This is a genomic window from Bradyrhizobium sp. CIR18, from assembly GCF_014198295.1.
Lineage (GTDB): Bacteria > Pseudomonadota > Alphaproteobacteria > Rhizobiales > Xanthobacteraceae > Bradyrhizobium.
Window position 1 is genome coordinate 1,205,079 of sequence record NZ_JACIHF010000001.1, and the last position, 23,124, is coordinate 1,228,202.

The 23,124-nt window shown below is 63.6% G+C and carries 22 protein-coding genes and 1 tRNA gene; 18 read left to right on the plus strand and 5 right to left on the minus strand.

Going from position 1 to position 23,124, the window contains the following annotated elements:
• Position 1: 1 nt before the first annotated feature.
• The 8 genes from GGD65_RS05955 (at position 2) to GGD65_RS05990 (ending at position 6,649) form a co-directional block, all read left to right on the plus strand.
• Positions 2-961: a transketolase family protein gene (locus tag GGD65_RS05955; protein WP_183234633.1), complete on the plus strand. Its 960-nt coding sequence runs from the start codon at positions 2-4 to the stop codon at positions 959-961.
• An 8-nt stretch (positions 962-969) separates the two neighbouring features.
• On the plus strand, positions 970-2,076 hold the full coding sequence (locus GGD65_RS05960) for a DegT/DnrJ/EryC1/StrS aminotransferase family protein (protein WP_092260241.1): 1,107 nt from the start codon (positions 970-972) through the stop codon (positions 2,074-2,076).
• Positions 2,066-3,184: a DegT/DnrJ/EryC1/StrS aminotransferase family protein gene (locus tag GGD65_RS05965; RefSeq protein WP_179739835.1), complete on the plus strand. Its 1,119-nt coding sequence runs from the start codon at positions 2,066-2,068 to the stop codon at positions 3,182-3,184. Before GGD65_RS05960 ends, GGD65_RS05965 begins: the two co-directional genes overlap by 11 nt.
• Positions 3,181-3,987 carry a sporadic carbohydrate cluster 2OG-Fe(II) oxygenase gene (locus tag GGD65_RS05970; RefSeq protein WP_018322239.1) on the plus strand — a complete coding sequence of 269 codons (807 nt, stop codon included), beginning with the start codon at positions 3,181-3,183 and terminating at the stop codon, positions 3,985-3,987. The genes GGD65_RS05965 and GGD65_RS05970 overlap by 4 nt, the downstream gene beginning before the upstream one ends.
• Complete coding sequence (locus GGD65_RS05975) at positions 3,980-4,372, plus strand: LIC12192 family sporadic carbohydrate cluster protein (RefSeq protein WP_183234634.1); 393 nt, start codon at positions 3,980-3,982, stop codon at positions 4,370-4,372. The genes GGD65_RS05970 and GGD65_RS05975 overlap by 8 nt, the downstream gene beginning before the upstream one ends.
• A gap of 25 nt (positions 4,373-4,397) precedes the next feature.
• Positions 4,398-5,063 carry a class I SAM-dependent methyltransferase gene (locus tag GGD65_RS05980; protein WP_183234635.1) on the plus strand — a complete coding sequence of 222 codons (666 nt, stop codon included), beginning with the start codon at positions 4,398-4,400 and terminating at the stop codon, positions 5,061-5,063.
• The gene (locus GGD65_RS05985; protein WP_183234636.1) at positions 5,041-5,616 is read left to right on the plus strand and encodes a WbuC family cupin fold metalloprotein; all 576 of its coding nucleotides are present in this window, start codon (positions 5,041-5,043) and stop codon (positions 5,614-5,616) included. The genes GGD65_RS05980 and GGD65_RS05985 overlap by 23 nt, the downstream gene beginning before the upstream one ends.
• A gap of 61 nt (positions 5,617-5,677) precedes the next feature.
• Positions 5,678-6,649, plus strand: a complete 972-nt coding sequence (locus GGD65_RS05990) for a lysylphosphatidylglycerol synthase transmembrane domain-containing protein (RefSeq protein ID WP_183234637.1) — start codon at positions 5,678-5,680, stop codon at positions 6,647-6,649.
• 24 nt (positions 6,650-6,673) lie between these two features.
• Here GGD65_RS05990 and GGD65_RS05995 read toward each other — a convergent pair whose 3' ends face one another.
• The gene (locus GGD65_RS05995; protein ID WP_183234638.1) at positions 6,674-6,877 is read right to left on the minus strand and encodes a hypothetical protein; all 204 of its coding nucleotides are present in this window, start codon (positions 6,875-6,877) and stop codon (positions 6,674-6,676) included.
• Positions 6,878-7,106: 229 nt separating this feature from the next.
• Here GGD65_RS05995 and GGD65_RS06000 point away from each other — a divergent pair, with 229 nt between their 5' ends.
• From GGD65_RS06000 to GGD65_RS06015, 4 genes are all read left to right on the plus strand, one after another.
• Positions 7,107-9,002 carry a hypothetical protein gene (locus GGD65_RS06000; protein WP_183234639.1) on the plus strand — a complete coding sequence of 632 codons (1,896 nt, stop codon included), beginning with the start codon at positions 7,107-7,109 and terminating at the stop codon, positions 9,000-9,002.
• Positions 9,003-9,237: 235 nt separating this feature from the next.
• On the plus strand, positions 9,238-10,455 hold the full coding sequence (locus GGD65_RS06005; RefSeq protein ID WP_183234640.1) for a class I SAM-dependent methyltransferase: 1,218 nt from the start codon (positions 9,238-9,240) through the stop codon (positions 10,453-10,455).
• Entirely contained in the window at positions 10,448-11,641 is a 1,194-nt protein-coding gene (locus GGD65_RS06010) for a class I SAM-dependent methyltransferase (RefSeq protein ID WP_183234641.1), read from the plus strand. The genes GGD65_RS06005 and GGD65_RS06010 overlap by 8 nt, the downstream gene beginning before the upstream one ends.
• A gap of 13 nt (positions 11,642-11,654) precedes the next feature.
• On the plus strand, positions 11,655-12,689 hold the full coding sequence (locus tag GGD65_RS06015; protein ID WP_183234642.1) for a Gfo/Idh/MocA family protein: 1,035 nt from the start codon (positions 11,655-11,657) through the stop codon (positions 12,687-12,689).
• Here GGD65_RS06015 and GGD65_RS06020 read toward each other — a convergent pair.
• On the minus strand, positions 12,679-14,349 hold the full coding sequence (locus GGD65_RS06020; RefSeq protein ID WP_183234643.1) for a hypothetical protein: 1,671 nt from the start codon (positions 14,347-14,349) through the stop codon (positions 12,679-12,681). The two genes, GGD65_RS06015 and GGD65_RS06020, sit on opposite strands and share 11 nt — an antisense overlap.
• 152 nt (positions 14,350-14,501) lie before the next feature.
• On the opposite strand from GGD65_RS06020, the gene GGD65_RS06025 reads away from it, so the two are divergent.
• The 3 genes from GGD65_RS06025 to GGD65_RS06035 all read left to right on the plus strand — a co-directional run bounded on the left by GGD65_RS06025 (position 14,502) and on the right by GGD65_RS06035 (position 16,429).
• Entirely contained in the window at positions 14,502-15,008 is a 507-nt protein-coding gene (locus tag GGD65_RS06025) for a hypothetical protein (RefSeq protein WP_183234644.1), read from the plus strand.
• A gap of 9 nt (positions 15,009-15,017) precedes the next feature.
• On the plus strand, positions 15,018-15,524 hold the full coding sequence (locus GGD65_RS06030; protein ID WP_179739812.1) for a hypothetical protein: 507 nt from the start codon (positions 15,018-15,020) through the stop codon (positions 15,522-15,524).
• 143 nt (positions 15,525-15,667) lie between these two features.
• Complete coding sequence (locus GGD65_RS06035; protein ID WP_183234645.1) at positions 15,668-16,429, plus strand: glycosyltransferase family 2 protein; 762 nt, start codon at positions 15,668-15,670, stop codon at positions 16,427-16,429.
• Between the two features lie 136 nt (positions 16,430-16,565).
• Here the strand turns inward: GGD65_RS06035 and GGD65_RS06040 are convergent.
• A tRNA-Trp gene (locus GGD65_RS06040) sits at positions 16,566-16,641 on the minus strand.
• Positions 16,642-16,792: 151 nt separating this feature from the next.
• Here GGD65_RS06040 and GGD65_RS06045 point away from each other — a divergent pair.
• Positions 16,793-18,028, plus strand: a complete 1,236-nt coding sequence (locus tag GGD65_RS06045; RefSeq protein WP_183234646.1) for a serine hydrolase — start codon at positions 16,793-16,795, stop codon at positions 18,026-18,028.
• Between the two features lie 206 nt (positions 18,029-18,234).
• On the opposite strand, the gene GGD65_RS06050 is transcribed toward GGD65_RS06045, so the two are convergent.
• Together GGD65_RS06050 and GGD65_RS06055 are read right to left on the minus strand one after the other, a co-directional pair.
• The gene (locus tag GGD65_RS06050) at positions 18,235-19,002 is read right to left on the minus strand and encodes an SDR family NAD(P)-dependent oxidoreductase (protein WP_141934334.1); all 768 of its coding nucleotides are present in this window, start codon (positions 19,000-19,002) and stop codon (positions 18,235-18,237) included.
• A gap of 81 nt (positions 19,003-19,083) precedes the next feature.
• Positions 19,084-19,782, minus strand: coding sequence for a histidine phosphatase family protein (locus GGD65_RS06055; protein ID WP_179734435.1), 699 nt, complete (start codon positions 19,780-19,782; stop codon positions 19,084-19,086).
• 135 nt (positions 19,783-19,917) lie between these two features.
• Here GGD65_RS06055 and GGD65_RS06060 point away from each other — a divergent pair, with 135 nt between their 5' ends.
• Together GGD65_RS06060 and argE are read left to right on the plus strand one after the other, a co-directional pair.
• A complete protein-coding gene (locus tag GGD65_RS06060; protein ID WP_018322223.1) occupies positions 19,918-20,703 on the plus strand; it encodes an SDR family NAD(P)-dependent oxidoreductase in 786 nt (261 codons plus the stop codon).
• A 1,026-nt stretch (positions 20,704-21,729) separates the two neighbouring features.
• Positions 21,730-22,908: an acetylornithine deacetylase gene (argE, locus tag GGD65_RS06065; protein WP_183234647.1), complete on the plus strand. Its 1,179-nt coding sequence runs from the start codon at positions 21,730-21,732 to the stop codon at positions 22,906-22,908.
• The last annotated feature ends 216 nt before the right edge of the window (positions 22,909-23,124 follow it).

Sequence of the window (23,124 nt, forward strand, 5' to 3'; positions counted from 1 at the left end):
CATGCGCAACACCGCGATGAACATGGTCCACAAGCTCGCCGCGCGCGACGAGCGTGTGCTTTACATCGGCTCCGATCCCGGCGCCGGCACGCTGCGTGCGATGAGCAAGGAGTTTCCCAAGCGCCATCTGATCGAGGGCATTTCGGAAGCGCACATCATCGGCATGTCGGCCGGTCTCGCGATGGAAGGCTTCGTGCCTTACGTCAATACCATCGCGACATTCCTCACCCGCCGCTGCTACGAGCAGGTCGCCGTCGATCTCTGTCTGCACAATCTGCCAGTGCGACTGATCGCCAATGGCGGCGGGCTGGTCTACGCGCCGCTCGGTCCCACCCACCAGGCGATCGAGGACATCGCCATCATGCGGGCGCTGCCGAACATGACGGTGGTCTGCCCGTGCGACGCCGACGAGGCCGCGCGGATGATGGACAAGACGCTCGACTGGACCGGACCGATCTACATCCGGCTCGGCAAGGGCGGCGACGCCGTCGTCTCGAAGGCCGAGCACGGCTTCGAGATCGGCAAGGCCATCCTGATGCGCCCGCCGGGCGACGTCCTCATGGTGACCACCGGCATCATGCTCCAGCGCGCCATCGCCGCAGCCGACCTCTTGGCCGCGCAAGGCATTCGCGCCGGCATCCTGCACATGCATACGGTGAAGCCGCTCGACACCGAAGCGCTGCTGCAGGCGATCCGCGGCATCAAGCTCGTGGCAACGCTGGAGGAGCACGTGCCCTCCGGCGGCCTCGGCAGCGCGGTTGCGGAGACGCTGATCGACAAGCTCGGCTCCGGCCTGCCCGCGATACTGCGGCTGTCGCTGCCGGACCGCTTCATGCACAATTACGGCTCGCAGGACTCGCTGCTGAAGAAGCACGGCCTCGCGCCCAACGCCATCGCGACCTCGATCGAGCACGCGCTCGCGGCGTCGCGCACCTCCGCTCCTCAACTTCATTCCACCTGACGGGTCACATGTACGACGTTCGATATTCCTATCTGCTCGAGCAATTCTCCGACCCCGCTCCGATCCTGGCCGAGATCGGCCGGCTGGTTGCGACCGGTGACTTCACCCTTGGCAAGCCCGTCGCCGAATTCGAGAAGCGCTTTGCCGAGCTGATCGGCGTGCGCCACGCCATCGGCGTCGGATCCGGCACCGACGCGCTCAAGCTGCCGCTCAAGGCGCTCGGCATTGGTCACGGCGACGAGGTCATCACCGCCGCCAACACCTTCATCGCCACCGTCGGTGCGATCGCGGAAACCGGCGCCACGCCGGTGCTGGTCGACTGCGACGATTCCTTCTGCATGAACGTCGACCAGGTCGAAGCCGCCATTACCAGGAAGACCAAGGCGATCATGCCGGTTCAGCTGACCGGCGAGGTCACCGACATGGGCAAGCTGATGCCGATCGCCCAGCGCCATAACCTCCCCGTCGTCGAGGACGCCTGCCAGGGCATCCTGTCGGAGTTTGCGGGCAAGCGCTCCGGCACCCACGGCATCGCGGCCGGCTTCTCGCTGCATCCGCTCAAGAACCTCAACGTCTGGGGCGATGCAGGCGTCGTCGTCACCAATGACGACGGCATGAACGAGAAGCTCCGCCTGATCCGCAACCACGGCATGAAGAACCGCGACGAGATCGCGATCCTCGGCTGCAATTCGCGGCTCGATTCCTTGCAGGCCGTCGTCGGCAACTGGCTGATCGGCCAGACCAGCGAGATCACGCGGCGCCGGATCGAGAACGCGGCCTATTACGATGCGGGCCTTGCCGGCCTGCCCGGCCTGCGCGTCCCGCCGCGCCGGCCCAATGTGAAGCACGTCTACCATCTCTACATGGTGTTCGCCGAACGCCGCGACGAGCTCTACCAATACTGCCTGGACAACGGCATCGAGGCCAAGATCCATTATCCAATCCCGCTGTATCAGCAGGAAGGCCTCAAGCATCTCGGCTACGCGCCCGGCACCTTCCCGGTCACCGACCGCCACGCCAAGGAAGTCATCAGCTTCCCCGTCGACCAGCATCTGACGCGCGCACAACAGGACCGTGTCATCGAGACCGTCAGGAAGTTCTGTCATGGACGCTGACACCGGCCGCCGGCGCATCGGTTACGTCAATCTTCCCGCCCAGTTCGAGGAAGAGCGCGCCGAGATCATGCAGGCGGTCGAGGGCGTGTTTTCCCGCGGCGACTTCATCGGGGGCGCAGCGGTCGGAAAGCTCGAGGAGGAATTGTCCGCCTATCTCGGCTCGCCCCATGTCGTGACTTTGAATTCCGGCACCGACGCGCTGATCCTCGCCTTGCGGGCGCTCGACATCGGCCCCGGCGACGAGGTGATCACGCCTCCGAATTCGTTCGTGGCATCCACCGCCGCGATCATCGCGGTCGGCGCCACGCCTGTCTTTGCGGACGTGCTGCCGGACCAGAACATCGATCCCGCCGCGGTCGAAGCCGCCGTCACGTCGCGCACCAAGGCGATCATGCCGGTGCACCTGACCGGGCGCATGGCCGACATGACCCCGCTGATGGCGATCGCGGACAAGAACGCGCTCGCCGTGATCGAGGACAGCGCCCAGGCGGTCGGCTCGACCTATGACGGCCGGATGAGCGGCACCATCGGCACGTTCGGCTGCTTCTCCGCCCATCCGCTCAAGAATCTCAATGCCGCAGGCGATGCCGGCTTCCTCGTCACGGCCGACGCCGAGATGGCCGCACGCATCCGCCGCCTTCGCAATCACGGGCTCATCAACCGCAGCGACGTCCAGGAGTGGGGCATCGTGTCCCGGCTCGACACGCTCCAGGCCGAGGTGCTGCGCATTCGCCTGCGTCACCTGCCCTCGGTGATCGAACGCCGGCGGCGCAACGCCGCGCAATACCGCGCCGAGCTCGCCGGGCTCCCTCTGTTCATTCCGCCCTGCCGCAACATCGAGTTCAACACCTTCCACACCTTCGTGGTGCAGACCGACCGCCGCAACGACTTCCAGAAATATCTGGCCGACAAGGGCATCGAGACCGCGATCCACTATCCGGTCCCGATCCATTTGCAGCCGGCCGCGGCGCATCTGGGGCAAGGCCGCGGCGCGTTCCCGGTGACCGAGCGGCAGGCGGACCAGATCCTCACGCTTCCCATCAACCAGTTCCTGTCGGCCGCCGATATCAGCTATATCTGCGCGACCGCCCGGGAGTATTTTGCATGACGGATACCGACTTCCTGCAGGCCGATGAGCAGGCGCTGGCGCAGCGCTTCATCGACAACGGCTTCGTCACAACGCCGGCCGATGATCGCGCTGGCCTCGACCGCATCCAGCGGCGCGCCGCCGAGCTGGCGGCGGACTATCTGAAGCTGCCGCACAGCAATGATCCCTATGCGATGCTGGACAGCATCCACACACGGGTGAGCGTGGACGATCTCAACGGCCTGCGGCTGCACGTCTTCAACGGCCTCAACGCCGAGCCGTGGTTCCGGCCGACCTATTTTCGCCTGGCGCGCTCGACGATCGAGACCATCGTCGGCAACGAGCTGTGCATGCAGCGCCGCGTCAATCTCAGCATCCAGATGCCCGGCGACGATTCCTCGCTGCTCGCCACCCATTCCGATGTCTGGTCGGGCGACTCGCCGTTCGAGGTCGTGGTGTGGGTGCCGCTGGTGGACGTCCACCACACCAAGGCGATGTATCTGCTGCCGCCGTCGCTCAACGGCGACATGCAGGACCGAATGGCAAGCCTGCGCAGCGCCGAGGAGCTGTACAAGACGATCAAGCCGCACGCGACCTTCATCGAGATTCCCTACGGTCACGTGATGCTGTTCAACCAGACCCTGATGCACGGCAATCGCGTCAACGAAGAGCCCGGCACGCGCTGGAGCATGAACTGCCGGTTCAAGAGCATCATGTCGCCCTACGCCGACAAGCGCTTCGGCGAGTTCTTCGAGCCGATCCTGCTGCGCCCGGCGACGCGGGTCGGCATGCAATACAAGCTGCCGGGAGGCTTCCATGGCTGAGCGAGCCGGCCATCGCGGCTACATCGGCGCGCGGCCGCTGAACGGCAGCCGCACCCCGCAGCACGTCCAGAACGTCGTGATCCGCGACTACGCGCGGCGGAAGAACCTGCAATTTCTGCTGAGCGCCGTCGAGCACATCATGCCCGGCAGTTACATGGTGCTCGAGGACATCCTGGACGAGTTGCCCCGCCTGAATGGCCTGATCCTCTACAGCATCTTCATGCTGCCGCCCGACGAGGCACGGCGACGGGAGATCTACGACCGCGTGCTGCGCGAGGGCTGCGATCTCCACGCCGCAGTCGAGGAGATCACGCTGTCGTCGCAGAAAGACATCCAGGCCGTCGAGGACATTCTGCTGGTCAATAAATACGCCACGATCCTGTGACGATGCCGCGGACCGGTTGGGCCCCATGAGTGAGATCAACTTGCTCCAACCGATGCACGCATCGACCAGGCGGAACTACGTTCAGCGCGTGGTTGAGCATGACAAGGCGGAATCCGCCACCGTCGCGCGGCAATGGGGACGCGACTACTGGGACGGCGACCGGCGCTACGGCTATGGCGGCTATCGTTATGACGGACGCTGGCGCCCGCTCGCCCAGACCCTGATCGATCGCTACGGCATCAAGCCCGGCATGAGCGTGCTCGACGTCGGCTGCGGCAAGGGCTATTTGCTCTACGAGTTCACCCAGCTCGTCCCCGACCTCACGATCGCCGGCATCGACATCTCCGACTACAGCATCGCCAATGCCAAGGAGGAGGTGCGGCCGCTGCTGAAGGTCGGCAGCGCCGTCGAGCTCCCCTACCCCGATCACAGCTTCGACCTCGTGGTGTCGCTCGGCGTGCTGCACAACCTTCCGCTCGAGGACGTGTTCCGCGCGGTGTCGGAGATCGAGCGCGTCGGGCGTGGCGCCTCGAAATATCTGATGGTGGAATCGTTCCGCAACGAGCGCGAGAAGGCGAACCTCCTCTACTGGCAGCTCACCTGCCTGAGCTTCCACGGCCCGGAAACCTGGGCGTGGATCTACGACAAATGCCGCTATCGGGGCGACCATGGGTTCATCTTCTTCGAATGAAGCCGGCCTGCGCCGGCCGACGTCGCTGCGCGCGCAGAATCCGGAAGTGTATTATTCGGACGACGCCATCGTCACGGCGGATGACGCCACGATCGCGGAGCTGAAACGCATCGCCGCCGGTAACCCGCGTCTGCGCAGCCGGCTGTGCACGCACCCCGATCCCGCGTCCAGCCTGCACGAGATGCTGATCGTGCATCATCGCGAGGCCTATGTCCGGCCGCATAAGCATTTTGGCAAACCTGAATCGTTTCACGTGATCGAGGGCACTGCGCAGGTCGTGATCTTCGAGGATGACGGCCGCATTCGCGACGTACTCGAGATGGCGCCCTACGGCCAGAGCAAGCGCTGCTATTATCGGATGCCCGAAAAAGTCTTCCACTCGATCCTGATCACCTCGGAATGGCTGGTGTTCCACGAAACCACCGCCGGCCCGTTTGATCCCTCACGCACGGCATTTCCTGACTGGGCCCCCGATGGCGGCGACGCTGCCGAGGTCCAACGCTACGTCACACGGATTGGCGCACTCGCCGCGGAGCATCTGGCGAGACAATAGATTTCGACCACACTCGCTGCTCGACGATCCCGCCGTGAATGATCGAGGACGAAACCAAACGATGAAGCCGCCTGCAAAAGCACTGGTTACCCTGGTCAAGTTCGCGGTGTCGATCGGGATCCTGGTATTGCTCTTGCGCAGCCAGGACTTGTCGTCCCTGAAAGCCGATCTTCTCGCGGTCAACTTGAACATGCTCGCGCTTGCGGTGTTGCTGCTGTTCGCCCAGACCTTCGTTCTCTGCCACCGCTGGATCCTGATCCTCCGCGCCATGAGCGTCCCCCTGGGATGGCTGGCCGGCTGGCGCATTCTCATCATCAGCACCTTCTTCAATCAGGTGCTGCCCGCAGGCGGCGACGCGGTCCGGATCTGGATGCTGCGGCGGAATGGCGTGCAATGGTCGCAGACGATCGGCAGCATCGTGGCCGATCGCTTCCTCGGTCTATTGGCGCTCAGTCTCGTCATACTGACGGGAATGCCGTTCCTGCTCTCGCGGACCAGCGAGGGCTCGCTCCTGTTCGCCGTTCTGGGCTTCTTATCAGCCGCGTGCCTCGGTGCAATCACCTTGCTCACACTGAATTGGTGGCCGTCGCGCGTGACAGCCGCCCTTCCGGCCAAGCTCATACGCTCCGCAATGCTTATCAGGGTTCCTCTACTGGCGACCGAAGGACGCGGAGCGTTGATCGGATCCGCCATCTCCATTCCCTTGATCAATGTTGCGGCCTGCTATGTCCTTGCCATCGGACTGGGGGCGGAACTGTCCGCGCTGGATGCGTTCGTTCTCATTCCGCTTGTTATTCTATCGTCCGCCGCCCCGATATCGATCGGAGGTTGGGGCTTGCGCGAAGGCGCGATGGTTGCTGCCCTCAGCTTGGCGGGGCTCGCGGCCGACAAGGCCCTCGCGATATCAGTTTTGTTAGGGCTGTGCGGCCTGATCTTAGGGCTTTCCGGTGGGTTGGTGTGGATGGTCTCGCCGGAACGGGCCCACTTCACGAACCAAGCCTGGTCCGAACGGACCGACGCTGCACCGGTTTGACCGTGGCTCAAGCGCATCTTTTTCCTACGCCTCGGGCACGGCTGGGCCGACTGTCCGATCCTGCTCGGCGATCTGCTTGAGGCTGATCGTTCTCGCAGCCGTCTTCCGCAGGCGCGCCGTGACGATCGGACGGCCGAGCAGCTGCCCCGCTCGAGGCGAATTCAATTTGTCGGCTGAGATGACCTTCGACAATTGGTCATGGCCGTCGCAAACGCAGGGATGCAACATCCAGTCTCAACCGTTAGCTGGTGGGATTGCTCGGCTAAGCCTGTGATGGTAAACGCGTGAATTATTGCCCGGCGGGCAATTGGGGGCTAGGCGTGATTTCAAAGAACTTGAGAATTACCGATTTAGTTGCCGTTGCTGGCCCCGGAACGCTCTAGTGCAGTACACCAGGGAATACTCGATCGCCGCGAGAGCAGTTGTAGCCGCTCTCCTTGGTTGCGCCGTAGCCTACGTGGCGCTGCTGCTGTTGAAAAATCACCTTCCGGCATTTCAATGGAACTTCGACGACGCCTTCGACCTGACAGCGGCCCAGAAGAACTGTGACGTATGCAAGAAGGCTTTCTATGGGTCCTTCTTCCTGTGCGCACCGATTGCCGCGGCGGCCGCATTGTACACGTCGCATCGATCGTCCGGTTCAATCGCGCTGAGCACGATCACGGCGGGATTGGTCTACCTTGCTCTCCATGCCGCTAATGATCGTAGCAACTTCGCGATCACGCTGATCATTCTCGCGGTCGCAGCCGTCACGGTCGGAATTAATCGACGGGCCAATACTTACTTTCCGCCCGTAAAATCTTCGACCGGTGTCCCATTCGCTGTGGGGCTGATCGATCTGCTTCCGGTCGCATTCCTTGCCCTGCTCCTGATACCGTCCGACCTCGAACGCGTGACCTCGGTCGTGCGAGAGGAGTCCCACAAGGTCAGTTACTTCATCGGGCCTGCCCTCTACGGCTATACACCGGGCCTTATTCCGGGATTGGATTACCATTCGCATTATGGCCCAGCGCTTGGCTGGTTCTTCCACCTGATCATGGGAGATGGCTGGAAATCCGCGGCCATGCGAGCGGTCGGATTGAACATCGCGATCACGCTTGCGGTGTATATTCAGGCCTACTTCCTTCTGGCGTACTTGGTTAGATCGAGACTCCTCGCGATCGGCATCGTCACGGCCCTCGCTGTGTTGGCATTCTCCACCACCAATCACTTCTACTCGCCTTCGGCCTATCCCACGCGGTTTCCGTTGCTGATCGTCTTCGTGTTGGCAATCGGTCTGCACTGCGCCGATCCCAAGCATTCGGGATGGTTGATCGTGTCGGCCATCATGTGCGCCCTCTCGCTGCTCTGGCAAACCGAGATTGGGCTGTTCTTTCTCGTGACAGGCACTTGCGTCGCAGCGATTGCCGGGGGTTTTCTGAATTATCGCAACGCATTCGTTTTCTTCATCACGTCGATCGCGGCAGCAATATTGTTGTGTCTGCTGCTGTTCGGACCACGCGTCCTCTCATTGACCTTCCTGATCGAGTGCTTTCGTCCACTCGTGCTCTACGGTACGGGATGGGGAAGTTCGCCGATCAAATGGACCCTGAGCTGGAGCGTGATCTACGATCTTCCGCTTCAGGTCATCGGATGTATCACCATCGGATGGGCCTCGATGCGGCTGTCACGGTCGTCTGACTCTCCGCGGGATCGGTTCGTAGCAGGAGTGCTCCTGGCGCTGTCGATGATCGGCATCGCCCTGATGATCAAGTGGGTCAACCGAACGTTGGACGCAGTCTGGCACCAGAACGCATTACCGCTGGTGATCGTCGCGGCCTGGTGGGCCCATCAATTCGCTGCGGCCTGGCGCCCCTCGTTCAAGAAGGCCGTCGGCGCTGGCGTGGCCGTTGCAACGATTGCGGCACTGCTCTTCGTACAGGACAAAATCAATCCACACCCCTACGGCCTGAGATCATACGTGTATTATCCCAGCTTGCTGATGCGGCCGTTCGTGTCTCCCTCTGTCGAAACGTGGCAGGAGGACTTTAGCCGGATCACGGAGACCGAGACGAAGTTCATCCAAGACAACTCGAAGCCCGGCGAACGGGTGCTGGTGATCGCCATGATGGATTGGGCATATCTTGCACAGGCTCATCGAGCTCCAGAGGCCTATTTCATGCCGCTCATGGTGGCCTTTGACGAACATTACGTCGATCGCTCAATGAACACGGCAAACCGGGTGTTCTACGACAATATCGTAGAGACTCGGGCCACGCTTCCACGTGTCCGCGAAACCCTGGAACGCATCAAGCGAGATTATGTGGCTGTCGAGACCAAGGGCAATTTGACCCTGTACGAGAGGCGGCATTGACTGCACGCTGCTCTGGCCTTGCTAACCGCACATGGGCCCACAGAGATCGCCTTGGAGCGGGGCGGCATGTCTTGCAAGACCACCCGCCGGCTGGTACCTCCCGACTAAGGAGGTGGCGGCCGGAGGGGGGCCCACCGGTTATCAGACGTATCCGGCGCTGGAACAGGTCATTGCCGGCCGCCTCGGTTTCAGTGAAAATCGCCTCGTCAGATCTGTCCACACGCGAGAACAACCCGTGACCGACCATTGCCGCCTTTGCCATTCGACCAACCTGCGTCCGGTCATCGACCTCGGACTGATGCCGATTGCGCATCGGCTTCGGCATAGCCGAAACGAGCAAGATGAACGATATCCGTTCGAGGTGCTGGCTTGCGGCGATTGCGGCCTGCCCCAGATCGTCAAGCCGATCGATCCCGACATTCTGTACCGCCAGTTCAACTACAATTTCAGCAGCTGGAAGCCGGAGCCGCATCAGGCGGACGAGCTCGACACCATCGCGAAATTCTCCAAGCACCAGTCCGTGTTCGAGATCGGATGCAACGACGGCCTGTTCATGGACAAGCTGCGCGAGCGCGGCACCAAGGTCATGGTCGGCGTCGAGCCCAATCCGGTGTCGGGCAAGATCGCCCGCGAGCGCGGCATCAAGGTCTATGCCGACATGCTCAGCCCGGCGATGGCCCACGATGCTGTCGCTCAGTCCGGCAAGTTCGACCTCGTGATATCGCGCCAGGTGCTGGAGCACATTGTCGATTTCGAGAACTTCTTCGACTGCGTCAAGATCGCGCTCAGCGACGACGGACTGCTGTTCATCGACGTGCCAGATTTCGCGCCCGGCTCGGCAGTGGGTGACCTCTCCGTCCTCTGGGAGGAGCACGTCAGCTATTTCACCGAACCGACCCTGCTCACGCTGCTGGCGCGCCACGGCTTCGAGGCGGTGTCCGTGAAGAAATACAATTTCAGCGGCGGCAGCCTCGCGATCGCCGCCCGCCGCGCCAAGGGCGCCGTGACGCCGCCGCCCGCGCCGTCCGGCGTCGGCGAGAAATTCGGTCAGCGCGCAAGAGAGTATGGCGCGCGTCTCCGCCCGATTCTCGCGAAGGCCCGCGCCAACGGCGCCGAGATTGCCATCTACGGCGCCGGCTGCCGCGCCTGCACCTTCACCAACGCCCACGAGCTGGCGGATCTCGTCGACCTCTCAGTCGACGACCAGAAGGAGCGCCAGGGGTTGTTCCTGCCCGGCACCGGCATTCCGATCCGCTCGCCCGAGGATCTCGCCGGCAAGTCGGGTCCGCTCGTCTGTCTCTTGGCCGTGAACGAGGAGAACGAGGCCAAGGTCAGCAGCCGGCTGCGCGAGAGCGTGAAGCGTCCGCTGCAGATCGTTTCGATCTTCGCGCCGAACGACATCTGGAGCGAGCTCGACCGTCTCGAGGCGGCCGCAGGGTCGCGGCATGGCTGAGGACAAGCTCTTCAACTATTACGAACGTCAGGATGTTCTGCCGACGTTCGGGAATTTCAAATCGTCCACCGAGCTCGAGGCCTACGCCAGCCAGCGGCGCGAGCTGTTTTCGGACAAGCTGGTGCTGCCGCCACGGCTGTTCCGCGATGCCGATGTGCTCGAATTCGGTCCCGATTCCGGCGAGAACGCGCTGGTGTTTGCCGGTTGGGGCGCGAACATGACGCTCGCCGAGCCGAACCGGCATGCACACCCGAAAATCCACGCCTACTTCGCACATTTCGGCCTGACCCAGCGTCTCCGCGAGCTCGCACTGGCCGACGTCGAGGGCTTCAGCAGCGATCGCCGCTTCGACATGATCGATGCCGAGGGCTTCATCTACACGGTGCGGCCGAGCGAAAAATGGCTCGGCATCTTCCATCGGCTGCTCAATCCGGACGGTTATGCCGTCGTATCCTATTACGAGCGCTATGGCGGCTTCTTCGAGCTCGCGCTCAAGGCGATCCATGCGGCCGGCAAGGCATTGACCGGTCGCGCCCCGCTCGAAACTGCGAAGCTGCTTTTCGAGGCGAAGTGGGACAGCATTCCGCACACCCGCAGCTTCGAATCCTGGCTGATGGACGTGCTGGAAAATCCGTTCGTCCGGCATCGCTACTTTCTCGACGCGGCCACCTTGTGCGCGGCGGCGCATCAACAGGGGTTCGACGTCCATTCGGCATGGCCGGCCTACCGCGACAGCCTCGACATCTACTGGCACAAGAAAGTCCTGTCCGGCGATGAGAAGCTGCACCGCGCGACGCACCATCTCGACCGCAGCCGCCTGAGCTTCCTCGGCGGACGAAAGCTCTATCTGGTCGGCAAGGCCGATGCCGTGCAGGCGATCTCGGCATCGATCGAGGCGCTGGTTCTCGACGTCGATGGCATGATCGACGATCCCTTCGGCGCGAGCCTGCCGCGCGTGATCGCGGGCCTTGCGTCGCTGCGCGAGACAATCCGGACCACAGACGTTCTCGCCGACGATGCCGCCGACATCGAAGCCATCATCGCGACGCTCGACAGCTTCCATCGCATCTTTGGCGCGATCGGGCGACGGGACGTGTCCGCAGTCACCGCCCTCACCCAGGCGGATCCGGCCTTCATCAACACGTGGGGACAGCCGGCGCATTTCCTCGTGATCCGGAAGCGCTAAAGGATCTTAGCCAGTGAAGCCAGGCATTGGCATCATCGGAACGGGCATGGTCGGCCAGATGTGCCACCTCGCCAATTTCGCTGCCAATCCCGCCTGCCGCGTCGTCGCGATCGCCGATCTCCGGCCGGACCTCGCTGCCGCCGCGGCGCAGAAGTTCGGCATTCCCAAGGTTTACGGCACGCACCGCGAGCTACTCGCGGACAGCGCGGTGTCCGCCGTCGTCGTCGTGACGAAGCGTCGTGCCACCGGCCCGATCGTCCTGGACGCGTTGAACAGCGGGCGGCACGTGCTGTCGGAAAAGCCGATGGCCTACACGACGGCCCAGGCCATTTCGCTGGTCGAAGCCGCGCGGCAGCAAAACCTCGTCTACAGCGTCGGCTACATGAAACGTCACGATGCCGGTGTGGCACGGGCGCTGCGGGTGCTGACGCGCTTGCGCGAAGACCGCTCGCTCGGACGCATCGTCCGGGCAAAAGGCTGGTGCTTCGGCGGCGACACGGGCCGGTCGCACGACAATTTCGTGATGTCCGGCGAAGCGCGACCGGACGGGATCGAACTCTGGCAGGATGGTCCCGACTGGATGCCGCGCGCGATGCGTCCCGGCTACGATAATTTTCTGAACGTTTTCAGCCATATCATCAATCTTGCGCGCTACCTGCTCGGATCGTCGCCGACGGTCGCCGAAAGCGCGATCGAGATTTCGGGAGCCGCGCGCATCACGCTCGACTTCGACGGCATCGCCTGCACGCTGGATCTCGTGAACGGCTCCGACGGCAGCTGGCGCGAGGGGCTGACGATCGATTTCGAGCGCGGCGCAGTGACCCTGGAATTGCCGCCACCTTTCGCCGAGCAAGAGGCGGAGGTCATCGTCGATCACGATGGTCAGAGCACGCGGCTGACGGGCGACAAGAGCTGGGCATTTCGGCGCCAGGCGGACGCCTTCGTTTCCGACGTCGCCGCGCGAGGCGTCCCCTTGGCCTCCGGCGCGGATTCAGTGACCGACATCGCGCTTGCGGAGACGGTTTGGAAACAGCGGGCTAGCGGTTAGGCGCGGCAGCCTTGCTTGCGCCCTCGAGCGGCAGGACGCCCGCGATGGGCCCGAGCTTGATCGTCACCTGCGCAAGTTGAGCCAGGAACTCTTCAACATCGCAGCGCGCCAGGAACCGGCACGCATAGTACTTCCGCACCAAGGTCTGGTTCGGTGCGGCCCCTGGGCCCGGCTGGAACGAGATCGTCGCCTGCGGCCCCGTCGGATCGAAATGATGGAATGCGCTTCCCGGAGCCGTCCGCGCCTCGTCCATTCCCCGCAGGATGTCGGGCCGTTCGGCCCGCAGTGCAAATCCGAAGAACGGCTGATTGCCCCAGGCAAGGCGCAGCATGCCGGTGACCTCGGCGAGGCCGAACGGCACATGCCGTGAGGGGTAGTCGAAAAAGCCGTCATCGAGCGCATAGACCGTCGCCGCGGGCTGGGCGCGGCCGGCAAGGTTGCGCGTCAGGGCCTCCTGCTTCAGCGTTCTCGCCTGCATGAAGACGTAGTCGCTCCACAGCATGCCGATCGACATGATCAGGCCCGATCCAAATATGGCTGCAAAGGCGGTGCTGGGACTGGTCCAACGTTCGGCCAGCCGCTTGAATGCGAGAAACCCCAGCGCCGCAGGCACACCGAACATCAGTAGATGTCGGCTCTCGTAGAAATGCGTGGACGACGGCCGCAGGCCGGCGATCAGATAAGGCGACGACAATGCGAGGAACAAGACCAAGGCGAGCACGAGCGGCAAGGCGATCGCGAGTCTGGACGTAGTCGGCTTCGTGTCGGCGCGCAGCAGCAGCAAGACGATGCCGACGAGCACCGCCGCCAAAATGAACAGCCCCGGGACGGCGATCGCCGCACGCAACGTGTGGGCCAGGACGTCCCTGTAGCCGGTGATGAAGAATGCCAACCATCCCTTCACCAACTCGCCGAGCGTCGGGAAATGGGCATCATAGTGCTGCGCGTACACGCCAATCCGCTTGAACCAGATATTGAGCGTGCCCCAGTAGATCAGAGGAAGCAGGATCAATTCCGGATAACCCAGGGCGTAGCGCCAGGATGCGAGCCATGTGCGGCGAACCAAGCCGTCCGTCGGCTTCCCGCCCCGCCATATCGCAACGAACAGACCAAGCATCACGAAGGCATAGAGCACGATCGTCGAGTTGAGTGCGAAGCCCAGCAGGAACACGAGCGCACAGGCCACGCGAAGCAGCACGCGCCGCAGGCCGCGGGCGCTGAAGGCCAGCGTCAACAGCCATGCGCCGATGAACAGCAGTCCGAAGCTGAAGACGTAGACCGCGTTCGCCTTGCCCGCCCACAGCTGATAGCCGGGATATGTCCAGACGATCAGCGCGAACCCGACCGCCTCGGCGCGGTCGAGCAGACCGAGACGCGTTGCGGTCAGGGCGAGCGATATTGCGCCGAAGACAATTCCAGCAATCGCCAGCGAGACCATCACGACAACGGGGGCGCCCGTCCAGTTCGCGAACGTGTCGTAGCTGTAAAAGATCGGATGACCGGCGCCGTTCAGCAGGAAATCGATGTTGATGAAATAGTCGGGACGCGGCTTGAGCACCAGCCAGTCGTCCATGAAGAGACCGTCGTTGAGGAGCATCGGCGCATGCGCAGCCAATAGCACGACGAGGAGGACGACTATCGCACGCAGCAATGGGGACATCTCGGACGGAGGAACGGCATCGCCGGCAGGATTCGCACGCCCACGTGACGTCCGCAAGGCGGGATGATGGGCTCCCTTGACCGGAAAAATGCGACCTTTTATAGACTTTCGCTCTGGCTGGGCCTGAGAGGCGTCCGGGACGATTTTCCGCAATGAACATGCTCCCGGGCCCGGCGCAAGCCGCTGCGATTGGTCTCAGTGTCGCGCTGCCACTGCTGCTATTGTGCTACGCGCGCATCGCCGCCACCGGCGGATCCGGCCGCCGCTTCCGGCTCGGCTGCATCACCGTCTTGGCGCTTTACGCGATCGCCTGTCTCGCGCTTCCCGGTCAGCGCCGTTATGACGACGTGCTTGGCGGCCTATTCCTGCTCGCGACCGCGATGATGTTTTTCTACATCCTGTTCAGCCTGCTGGCCTGGGGCTTTACGCTGACGCTGCTCACGGCACTCGTTAAAGCCGGGCGTCCCCTCACCCTGCAGCAATGGGCCGTAGCCTACATGCAGGGCGGAGATCTCGGCACCTTCACGCACAACCGCCTGAAGCTCCTGGTCGGCGCGGGGATGGTGATCACGGCCGACGGCAGGCTGGCTCCGACGGCCAAGGGGGTGGCGGTCGCGCGTCTCGTCAAACTCCTTCGTCTGTCGACGGGCCTTGGGTGAGCGGCCACGATGTCCTTCGTTGTCGGATTTCTCGCCGCAGTGACCTTCGCCTTGTTGGCGCCTGCCTTGCAGCTCATGGCCCGCGCTCGCGGATGGTCGCTTGGCGCCGTGACCCTGCTTGCGATCGCCGCGATCCTCACCCATGGTCTCGGCGTGATGCTTGGAATCCTCGTCGTCCCGCAATTTCAGTATTGGGACGCCGCGTCGATTTTCGGTTTTTGCGTGATGGGTTACGTCTTCGCGTTTGGCGCAGTGTACAAATCGGTTTCCCTGGACATTCTGCTCAGCCTCCTGGACCGGCCCGGGCGGAGGGCTCCACTTTCGGAGATCATCGAACGGCAGGTTCCAGATTTGTTCCAGGGACGAATTGGGAACTTGGTCGACGGCGGCCTGGTCGAACCGGTGGATTCACATTTTGCAGCGACGGCGGCGGGCCGGACTATGGCAGGCCGCGTCGGACAGCTGCGCCGCGCCTTCGGTATCGGCGATACCAGCCTCTATGATTTTTCCGAATAGTTGCCGAGATCACACACATCGCCGGTTTCGTGCCGATTGTGCAGGGCATATCTGCGGGCCCCTTATTGTTCGCCTAGTTCAGATGACCTAGAGTTGCGCCAGGGTTCCACCAGTAAAGAGTGGCCGGCAACGGGCGGCATAAGATGACACCTTCCAGGGCGGCAAAACGGCTTACGATCGTCATCCCTGCACTGAACGAGCAGGACAAGATCGCCGACACCATTGACGGCGTGCTGCCGCTCGCCCGCGAGCTGCTCGACGATTTCGAGATCTTCCTGATCGACGACGGCAGCACCGACGCCACCGGCGCGATCATGGACGAGTTCGCAGCCGGCGAGCGGCGCATCATCGTGCAACATAACGCCCAGCCGCGAGGCGTCGGTGCCGGCTTCGAATACGCCCTGTCACGCGCGAAATTCGATGCCATTACGCTCATTCCCGGCGATCACGCCTTTCAGAACGAGGGTGTTGCCCGGATGTTCAAGGCGGCGGGCGCCGCCGACCTCGTCATCACCTATCGCGACAACCAGTCGGACCGCTCCGTCAACCGCTCGCTGCAGTCGCATTCGCTTCGGTTCATCCTGAACTGCCTGTTCGGCTTCTGGCTGTCCGACTATCACAGCATGATCGTCTACCCCGTGAAATGGCTGCGCCAGATCGCGGTCAAGGCCGACGGCTACGGCTATCAGATCTGCGCGTTGATCTCGCTGCTCCAGCTCGGCCTCACCTACGTCCAGGTGCCCGTGAGCCTGAACGCAGAGCTGAAGGGCTCGTCCCGTGCGCTGCGCCTGCGTACCTATTTCGAGCTCGGCGGCACCATCGTCTCGCTGCTGCGCCGCGTTCCCATCCGGGACGTCGATCTCAGCCAGATTCCTGACGACGCGGAGCGGGCCCCGGCGCGCTAGGCGCCGCCTGGCCTGCCAACCCCGGACATCAAGCGGATGGGCTCAGGCCTGGTGAGATGGGCTCGCGCGTGGCGATTCGCCCGCGGGACGCCTTGTCCCTATCCTGCCAGCACCTGACTTAAGTGATTGATTTGACTGGCAGGAGTGGCAGGGCTCGAACCTGCGACCCCCGGTTTTGGAGACCGGTGCTCTACCAATTGAGCTACACTCCTACAGACCTCGGGTCGCCCCAGGATCAGGGCCGCTTTCAAGCACAGGCGACGGCCGGTTTGCAAGGGTGAACCGCGCCCGCTTCGCTTGTTTGCACCGGGGTTTCTGGGCCACAGTCCGTTGCCGATAATCAAAAACACACTGGGAGTGCCCATGACCGCCACAGCGACCGCTCCAGCCGCCTCACAGGCCACGATCGCAGCCTCCACCCCGCCTTTGCCCGAGGCAAGGCCGGAGACGCTTGGGCTGTCGCGGCCGCGCCTGCAGGCCATGTCGGACGCCTTCAAGCGCGAGATCGACAAGGGAACCGTTCCCGGGATCACCGTGCTGGTGGCGAGGGGCGGCCAGGTTGGCTGGTTCGAGGCGCTCGGCCGGCAGAGCCCGGCGGCCGCGGCGCCGATGACGCGGGATTCGATCTTCCGGATCTTCTCGATGACCAAGCCGATCGTCTCGGTCGCCATCATGGCGCTGGTCGAGGACGGCTATCTCCTGCTCAGCGACGCCGTCGCAAAGTTCATCCCGGAATTTGCCAGCCAGCAGGTCGGCATCGTCAAGGACGGCAAGCTGGAGCTGGTGCCGCCGGCGCGGCCGATGACCGTGCAGGACCTGCTTCGCCACACCTCGGGCCTGACCTACGAGCACCAGGGCGACGGCCCCGTGCACAAGCTCTACCAGGAGTCCCGCGTCCGCAGCCGCAAGATCACCAACGCCGAGCACGCCGCCCTGGTGGCGAGCTTCCCGCTGGTCTGCCAGCCCGGCGCGGAATTCAACTACAGCCGCTCCACCGACATCCTCGGCCGCATCATCGAGGTCGTCAGCGGCAAGTCGCTCGGCACGTTCCTCACCGAACGCGTGCTCGCCCCGCTGCAGATGGCCGAGACCGGCTTCTCGACCTCGGAGGCCAATGCGGGCAGGCTCGCCGAGCCATTCGCGGCCGATCCGTGGACCGGCGACAAGGTCGCGCTGTTCAACATGCACGAAGCACCGGTGATGGAGTCCGGCGGCGGCGGCCTGGTCTCGACCACGATGGACTATGCTCGCTTCTGCCTGATGCTGCGCAACGGCGGCACGCTCGACGGCGCCAGGATCATCGGCCGCAAGACGCTGGAGCTGATGGCGTCCGATCATCTCGGGCCGCAGGTTCAGACCAACGGAACCCTGCTCTCGCCCGGCCACGGTTTCGGCCTCGGCTTCGCCGTGCGCCGCGAGGCCGGCATCGCGCCGTTCCCCGGCAGCGTCGGCCAATATTTCTGGAGCGGCATCGCGGGGACGTTCTTCTGGATCGATCCGAAGGAGGATCTGTTCGCGGTGTTCATGAGCCAGGGGCCGGGACAGCGCGACTACACGCGAACGCTGGTGCGGGATCTGGTTTACGCGGCGGTGGAGTGAGGTGGCGTCGCTTGAGTTGAATGATCAAGCACCAAGCTCGGTGCAACCTCTCCCGCTTGCGGGGGAGGTCGGCACCAAGTGCCGGGTGGGGGCCCTCTCCTCTTGGGGGTCCTCGATTGTGGCGACACCCCCTCCCCAACCCTCCCCCGCAAGCGGGAGAGGGAGCGCACCGTCACTCGCGGCCACACCGTGGCCTACAACGCTTCTCAGCTAATCGTCGCGCCGCCGTCGATCACCATGGTCTGGCCGGTCATGAAGTCGCCGGCCTTGGACCCCAGGAACACCGCGGCACCGGCGATCTCGTCGGGGATGCCGATGCGCAGGAGCGGCGAGCGCGCGGTCGAGGCCTTCAGGTTCTCCGGATTGTCCCACAGCGCCTTGGCAAAATCGGTCTTGATCAGGCCGGGCGCGATGCAGTTCACGCGGATGTTGTCCTTGCCGTATTCGCAGGCGAGGTTGCGCGCCAGCTGCATGTCGGCGGCCTTGGAGATGGCGTAGGCGCCGAGGATGGTCGAGCCTTTCAATCCGCCGATCGAGGAGACGATGATGATGGAGCCGTCCTTGCGCTCGATCATCTGCGGCACCACCATCGAGATCAGCCAGTTGTTGGCGACGATGTTGTTGTCCAGGATCTTCCTGAACTGGTCGTCGGAGATGCCGGCGAGCGGACCGTAGTACGGGTTCGAGGCGGCGTTGCAGACCAGCACGTCGATCTTGCCGAAGGCGCGGTTGCTCTCATCGACGAGGTTTTGCAGGTTCTCCTTCGAGGAGATGTTCGCAGCAACTGCGACCGCGGTGCCCTTGCCGAACTTGTCGTTGATGCCCTTGGCCACCTGCTCGCAGACATCGGCTTTGCGCGATGAGATCACGACCTTGGCGCCGTGCTCGGCCATGCGCTCGGCAATCGCAAGCCCAATGCCGCGCGTCGATCCCGTGATGACGGCGACTTTCCCCTTCATGTCGAACAAGGTCATGTTTCTCTCCCAGATTGATCTTTGTCTTCATCTCCAGATTCCGGGCTCGATGCTGCGCATCGCCCCGGAATGACAGCTCACTCAGGCCAGCTTCTTGACCTCCGGTCCCGCCGGCTGATGCATCGCCGCGTGCGCAGCATCCGCGATCCACGGCTGCTGGTTCACCATCGGCAGCCGCCAGACCTTGCGCTCGGGAGTTGCGAAATAATCCAGCCGCGTCACCGAGCAATTGTCGATGTCGAACGACAATCCCCGCTCCGGCTGGCCGTCGAGCGCGAGCCCCAGCGCCGCCTTGATGGTGCCGCCATGCGCGACCGCGATGATGTCCTGGCCTCCCGCCTCAGCGTTGATCCGCTCGATGGTGCGGCGCGTGCGGTTGTAGAGATCCATGAAGCTCTCGCCGCCGGGCGCGGGCTCGTTGATGTCGGCAAACCAGCTCGTGCCGACGGGTCGGCTGGCGACGAACTGGGCGCGGTTCATGCCCTGCCAGCGGCCGAGATTTTGCTCGGCGAGGTCCGCTTCCCATTTCATCGATTCAGGCCTTGGGAAGCCGGCCGCCCAGATCGCTTCCGCGGTCTGGTGCGTGCGCATCAGATTGCTCGAATACCAGACCGCCGTGCGTGGCAGCACCTTGGCAACAGCATTGAACACATAGGTATCGCTGGTGTCGCAGGCGATGTCGCTTTGTCCGTAGATGTTGCCGCCGTCATTGCGCACCGGCGCGTGACGGACCCACCACCACCGTGTCATGACCACATTGGGCTTGTCTGCGCCTGCCATCGAAACCCTTCCATCCCGTTTGATGTCGCTGTACGTCAGGTGTGAACGTGTCTCAAGACACTTTTACCGTTTGAAATCTTGTTTGAAATTCCGTCGCGCGGCAAGCGTCGCGTGAGGCACCACAGGAGAGAACGCATGGGCCGCCTGCAAGGCAAATCCGTCATCATCACCGGCGCCGGCAGCGGCATCGGTCGCGCCGCCGCGCTGCTGTTCACCCGGGAAGGCGCCAAGCTGATCGCGGTCGATCGCACCGAGGCGGTGAAGGAGACCGTCGACGAGGTGAAGAAGGCCGGCGGCGTCGCGGAAGCCATGATCGCCGACGCGGGCTCCGAGACGGACGTCATCGCCGTGATCGACAAGGCGGTGAAGACCCACGGCCGACTCGACGTGATCTGGGCCAATGCCGGCGTCAGCGGCGGGCTCGTCCCGCTCGGCGAGCAAACCGTAGAGCATTGGCAGGAGGTGTTGCGCGTCAATCTGATCGGCCCGTTCCTCGCCGTGAAGCACGCGATGCCGCACATGGTGAAGCAGCAGTCCGGCGCGATCGTGCTGACCGCGTCCGTTGCAGGCCTCAAGGCCGGGGCCAGCGGGCATCCCTATGCCGCAAGCAAGGCCGGCGTGATCAGCCTGGTGCAGACCACGGCGTATTCGCTCACCGGCACCGGCGTGCGCATCAACGCGGTGTGCCCGGGCCTGATCGAGACCGGCATGACCAAGCCGATCTTCGACCGCGCCAAGGAGCGCGGCACCCAGGACAAGATCGGCCAGCTCAACCCGCTCAAGCGCCCCGGCCAACCGCACGAGCTCGCGGCGATGGGGTTGTTTTTGGCCAGCGACGAAGCCTCCTATGTGAACGGCCAGGCGTTCCCGGTCGACGGTGGCCTCACCGCGTCGATGCCGTATACGGGCAAGCCGGTTTAACTCTCGCGTGTCCCGGACGCGCTGCAGCGTTCTTACGCTGCTGCGCAGCGTCCAGGGCACGAGAGGCGAGTTTGGCAGCTCTCTCCACATCGTCATTGCGATGCTCCAGTGCAGATCCAGCCGCCGTGCCGTAGGGTGGGCAAAGGCGCATAGCGCCGTGCTCACGATCTCCTTCCCTGAGCCACAGGGCGTGGGCCCACCCTACGAGATCGAGATCGTGGCACGTAGCTCAAACCGCAGACACACCCTCGCATCCTCGCGGCTCATCTCGCCCGAGCTTTGCTTCATCTCTTCACCCTCATAATTGAAAGAGGGCGCAGGGAAGACCGGGAGCCCGCTGGCACCCGAGGTCCACTGTGCGAAACCTGCGTAACAAGAAGCTGCACAGCGGCATACAGGTGTAGCCAGGACATCCCGGCCTTCCCTGCGCAGTGGCTTTACGGCTTATGTCGTGCTCTCCCCGGGGAGCGTTGCACTATTGCCCCCGTCGCCTTGCGGATGGCTGAGGGATGCGTCCGGTTGGACGACACCCATCACCGCAACACTTGACGCACAGACCCCGGGCGTCAGGACCACACGATTTTGCCGTACGCGGATCACACCGGTCGTGTGCGCGAGGTCTTCGCTCACGGTTACCCGCCCTGCGAAGCTGTTCGCGCCGATGTCACCTGCGTCCACCGCCGCCCGGCCCGCGTTCGTGACGATCGCGATACGCCCCTCTTCCTTGGGCCGGGTTGAGGCGACACATACGTCATTTCCGAATTTCGGTAAAGTGGAATATTTTTGTCGCCCTGCGTTGACCCAGCGCTGGCGTGTTTTGCCCGACGGGCAACCCAAGGGATTGTGGCCCTTGTAGCCCGGATGAAGCGCAGCGTAATCCGGGAGTCCTGTCACGAAGCACGCAGGCCCCGGATTACGCTTCGCTCCATCCGGCTACGGGTTTGTGTTGATTTGCGCAATCAGCCACCGCGTTGGTATGGTTCCTGCAAGCACTGCAGCCTCCATACTCCCTGACAGAACGAGACAATGCCCAGCTCAAGACCCGACCGTATCCGCAAACTCCTCGCCGACCTCGTCGGCTTCGACACCGTCAGCGACCGCACCAACCTGCCCCTGATTGCCCATATCGAGAGCTACCTCGCCGCGTTCGGCGTCAAGGGCGAGCGCATCACCGACGTAACAGGGCAGAAGGCCTCGCTGTGGGTCACGATCGGCCCCGAGGACCGCCCGGGCCTGGTGCTGTCGGGCCATACCGACGTCGTGCCGGTGGTGGGACAGGACTGGAGCCACGATCCCTTCAGGCTGGTCGAGCGCGACGGCAAGCTCTACGGCCGCGGCACCACCGACATGAAGGGTTTTGTCGCGGTGTGCCTCGCCATGGTTCCGGAGATGCTGGAGGCCAAGCTCGTAACGCCGATTCATCTGGCGATCTCCTATGACGAGGAGATCGGCTGCGTCGGCGTGCGGCCGATGCTCGGCGAGGTCGCGAAGAAACGGATCATACCGCTCGGCGCCTTCATCGGCGAGCCGACCGAGATGAAGGTCATCATCGGCCACAAGGGCAAGCACGGCGTGCGCGCGACCTTTCGCGGGCTTGCACGCCACTCCTCGATCGCGCCCGACGGCGTAAACGCAATCGAATATGCCGCCGAGCTGATCGTTGAGATCCGCCGCCGCGCCGTGGCGCTCGCAGCCGTGCGAGCGACCGACAGCCTCTACGACGTTCCGCACTCGACGCTGCTCACCAGCATCGTGCACGGCGGCGCCGCGCTGAACATCGTGCCCGACACCTGCACGGTGGATTTCGAATGCCGCGGCATCGGCATCACCGAGTCCAGGGAGGTGACGGATGCGATCGTCGCCTGGGCCAGGGCCGAGCTCGAGCCAGCGATGAAGGCGCGGCATCCGGAGTGCGGCATCGATTTCGAGGAGATCCTCGACTACCCCGCCCTCGACACCGCCGCCGACGCCGCCATCGTCACGCTCGCCAAGAGCCTTGGAGGGCGCAACGACCACGCCAAGGTCGCCTTCGGCACCGAGGCCAGCCTGTTCGCCAGCATGGCCGATATCCCATCCGTGGTGATCGGCCCGGGCTCGATCGCGCAGGCGCATACGCCGGATGAATTCGTGGAGATGGCGGAGCTGGAGAAGTGTGCGGGGTTCGTGGAGAGACTGATCGCGCATTGTGCGAAAGCGGCGTCGTAGGTGCCGTAGGGTAGGCAAAGCGAAGCGTGCCCACCCTCAGGCTGCGATCACGGGGAGATCGTGGGCACAGCGCTGCGCGCTCTTGCCCACCCTACGAGAGCTGTCAATCAGGGGTCTCGTATCCCGCCTCCTCATTGCGAGGAGCCCTTGAGACGAAGCAATCCCGGCTGTCCCCGCGGAAATGGTCTGGATTGCTTCGCTACGCTCGCAATGACG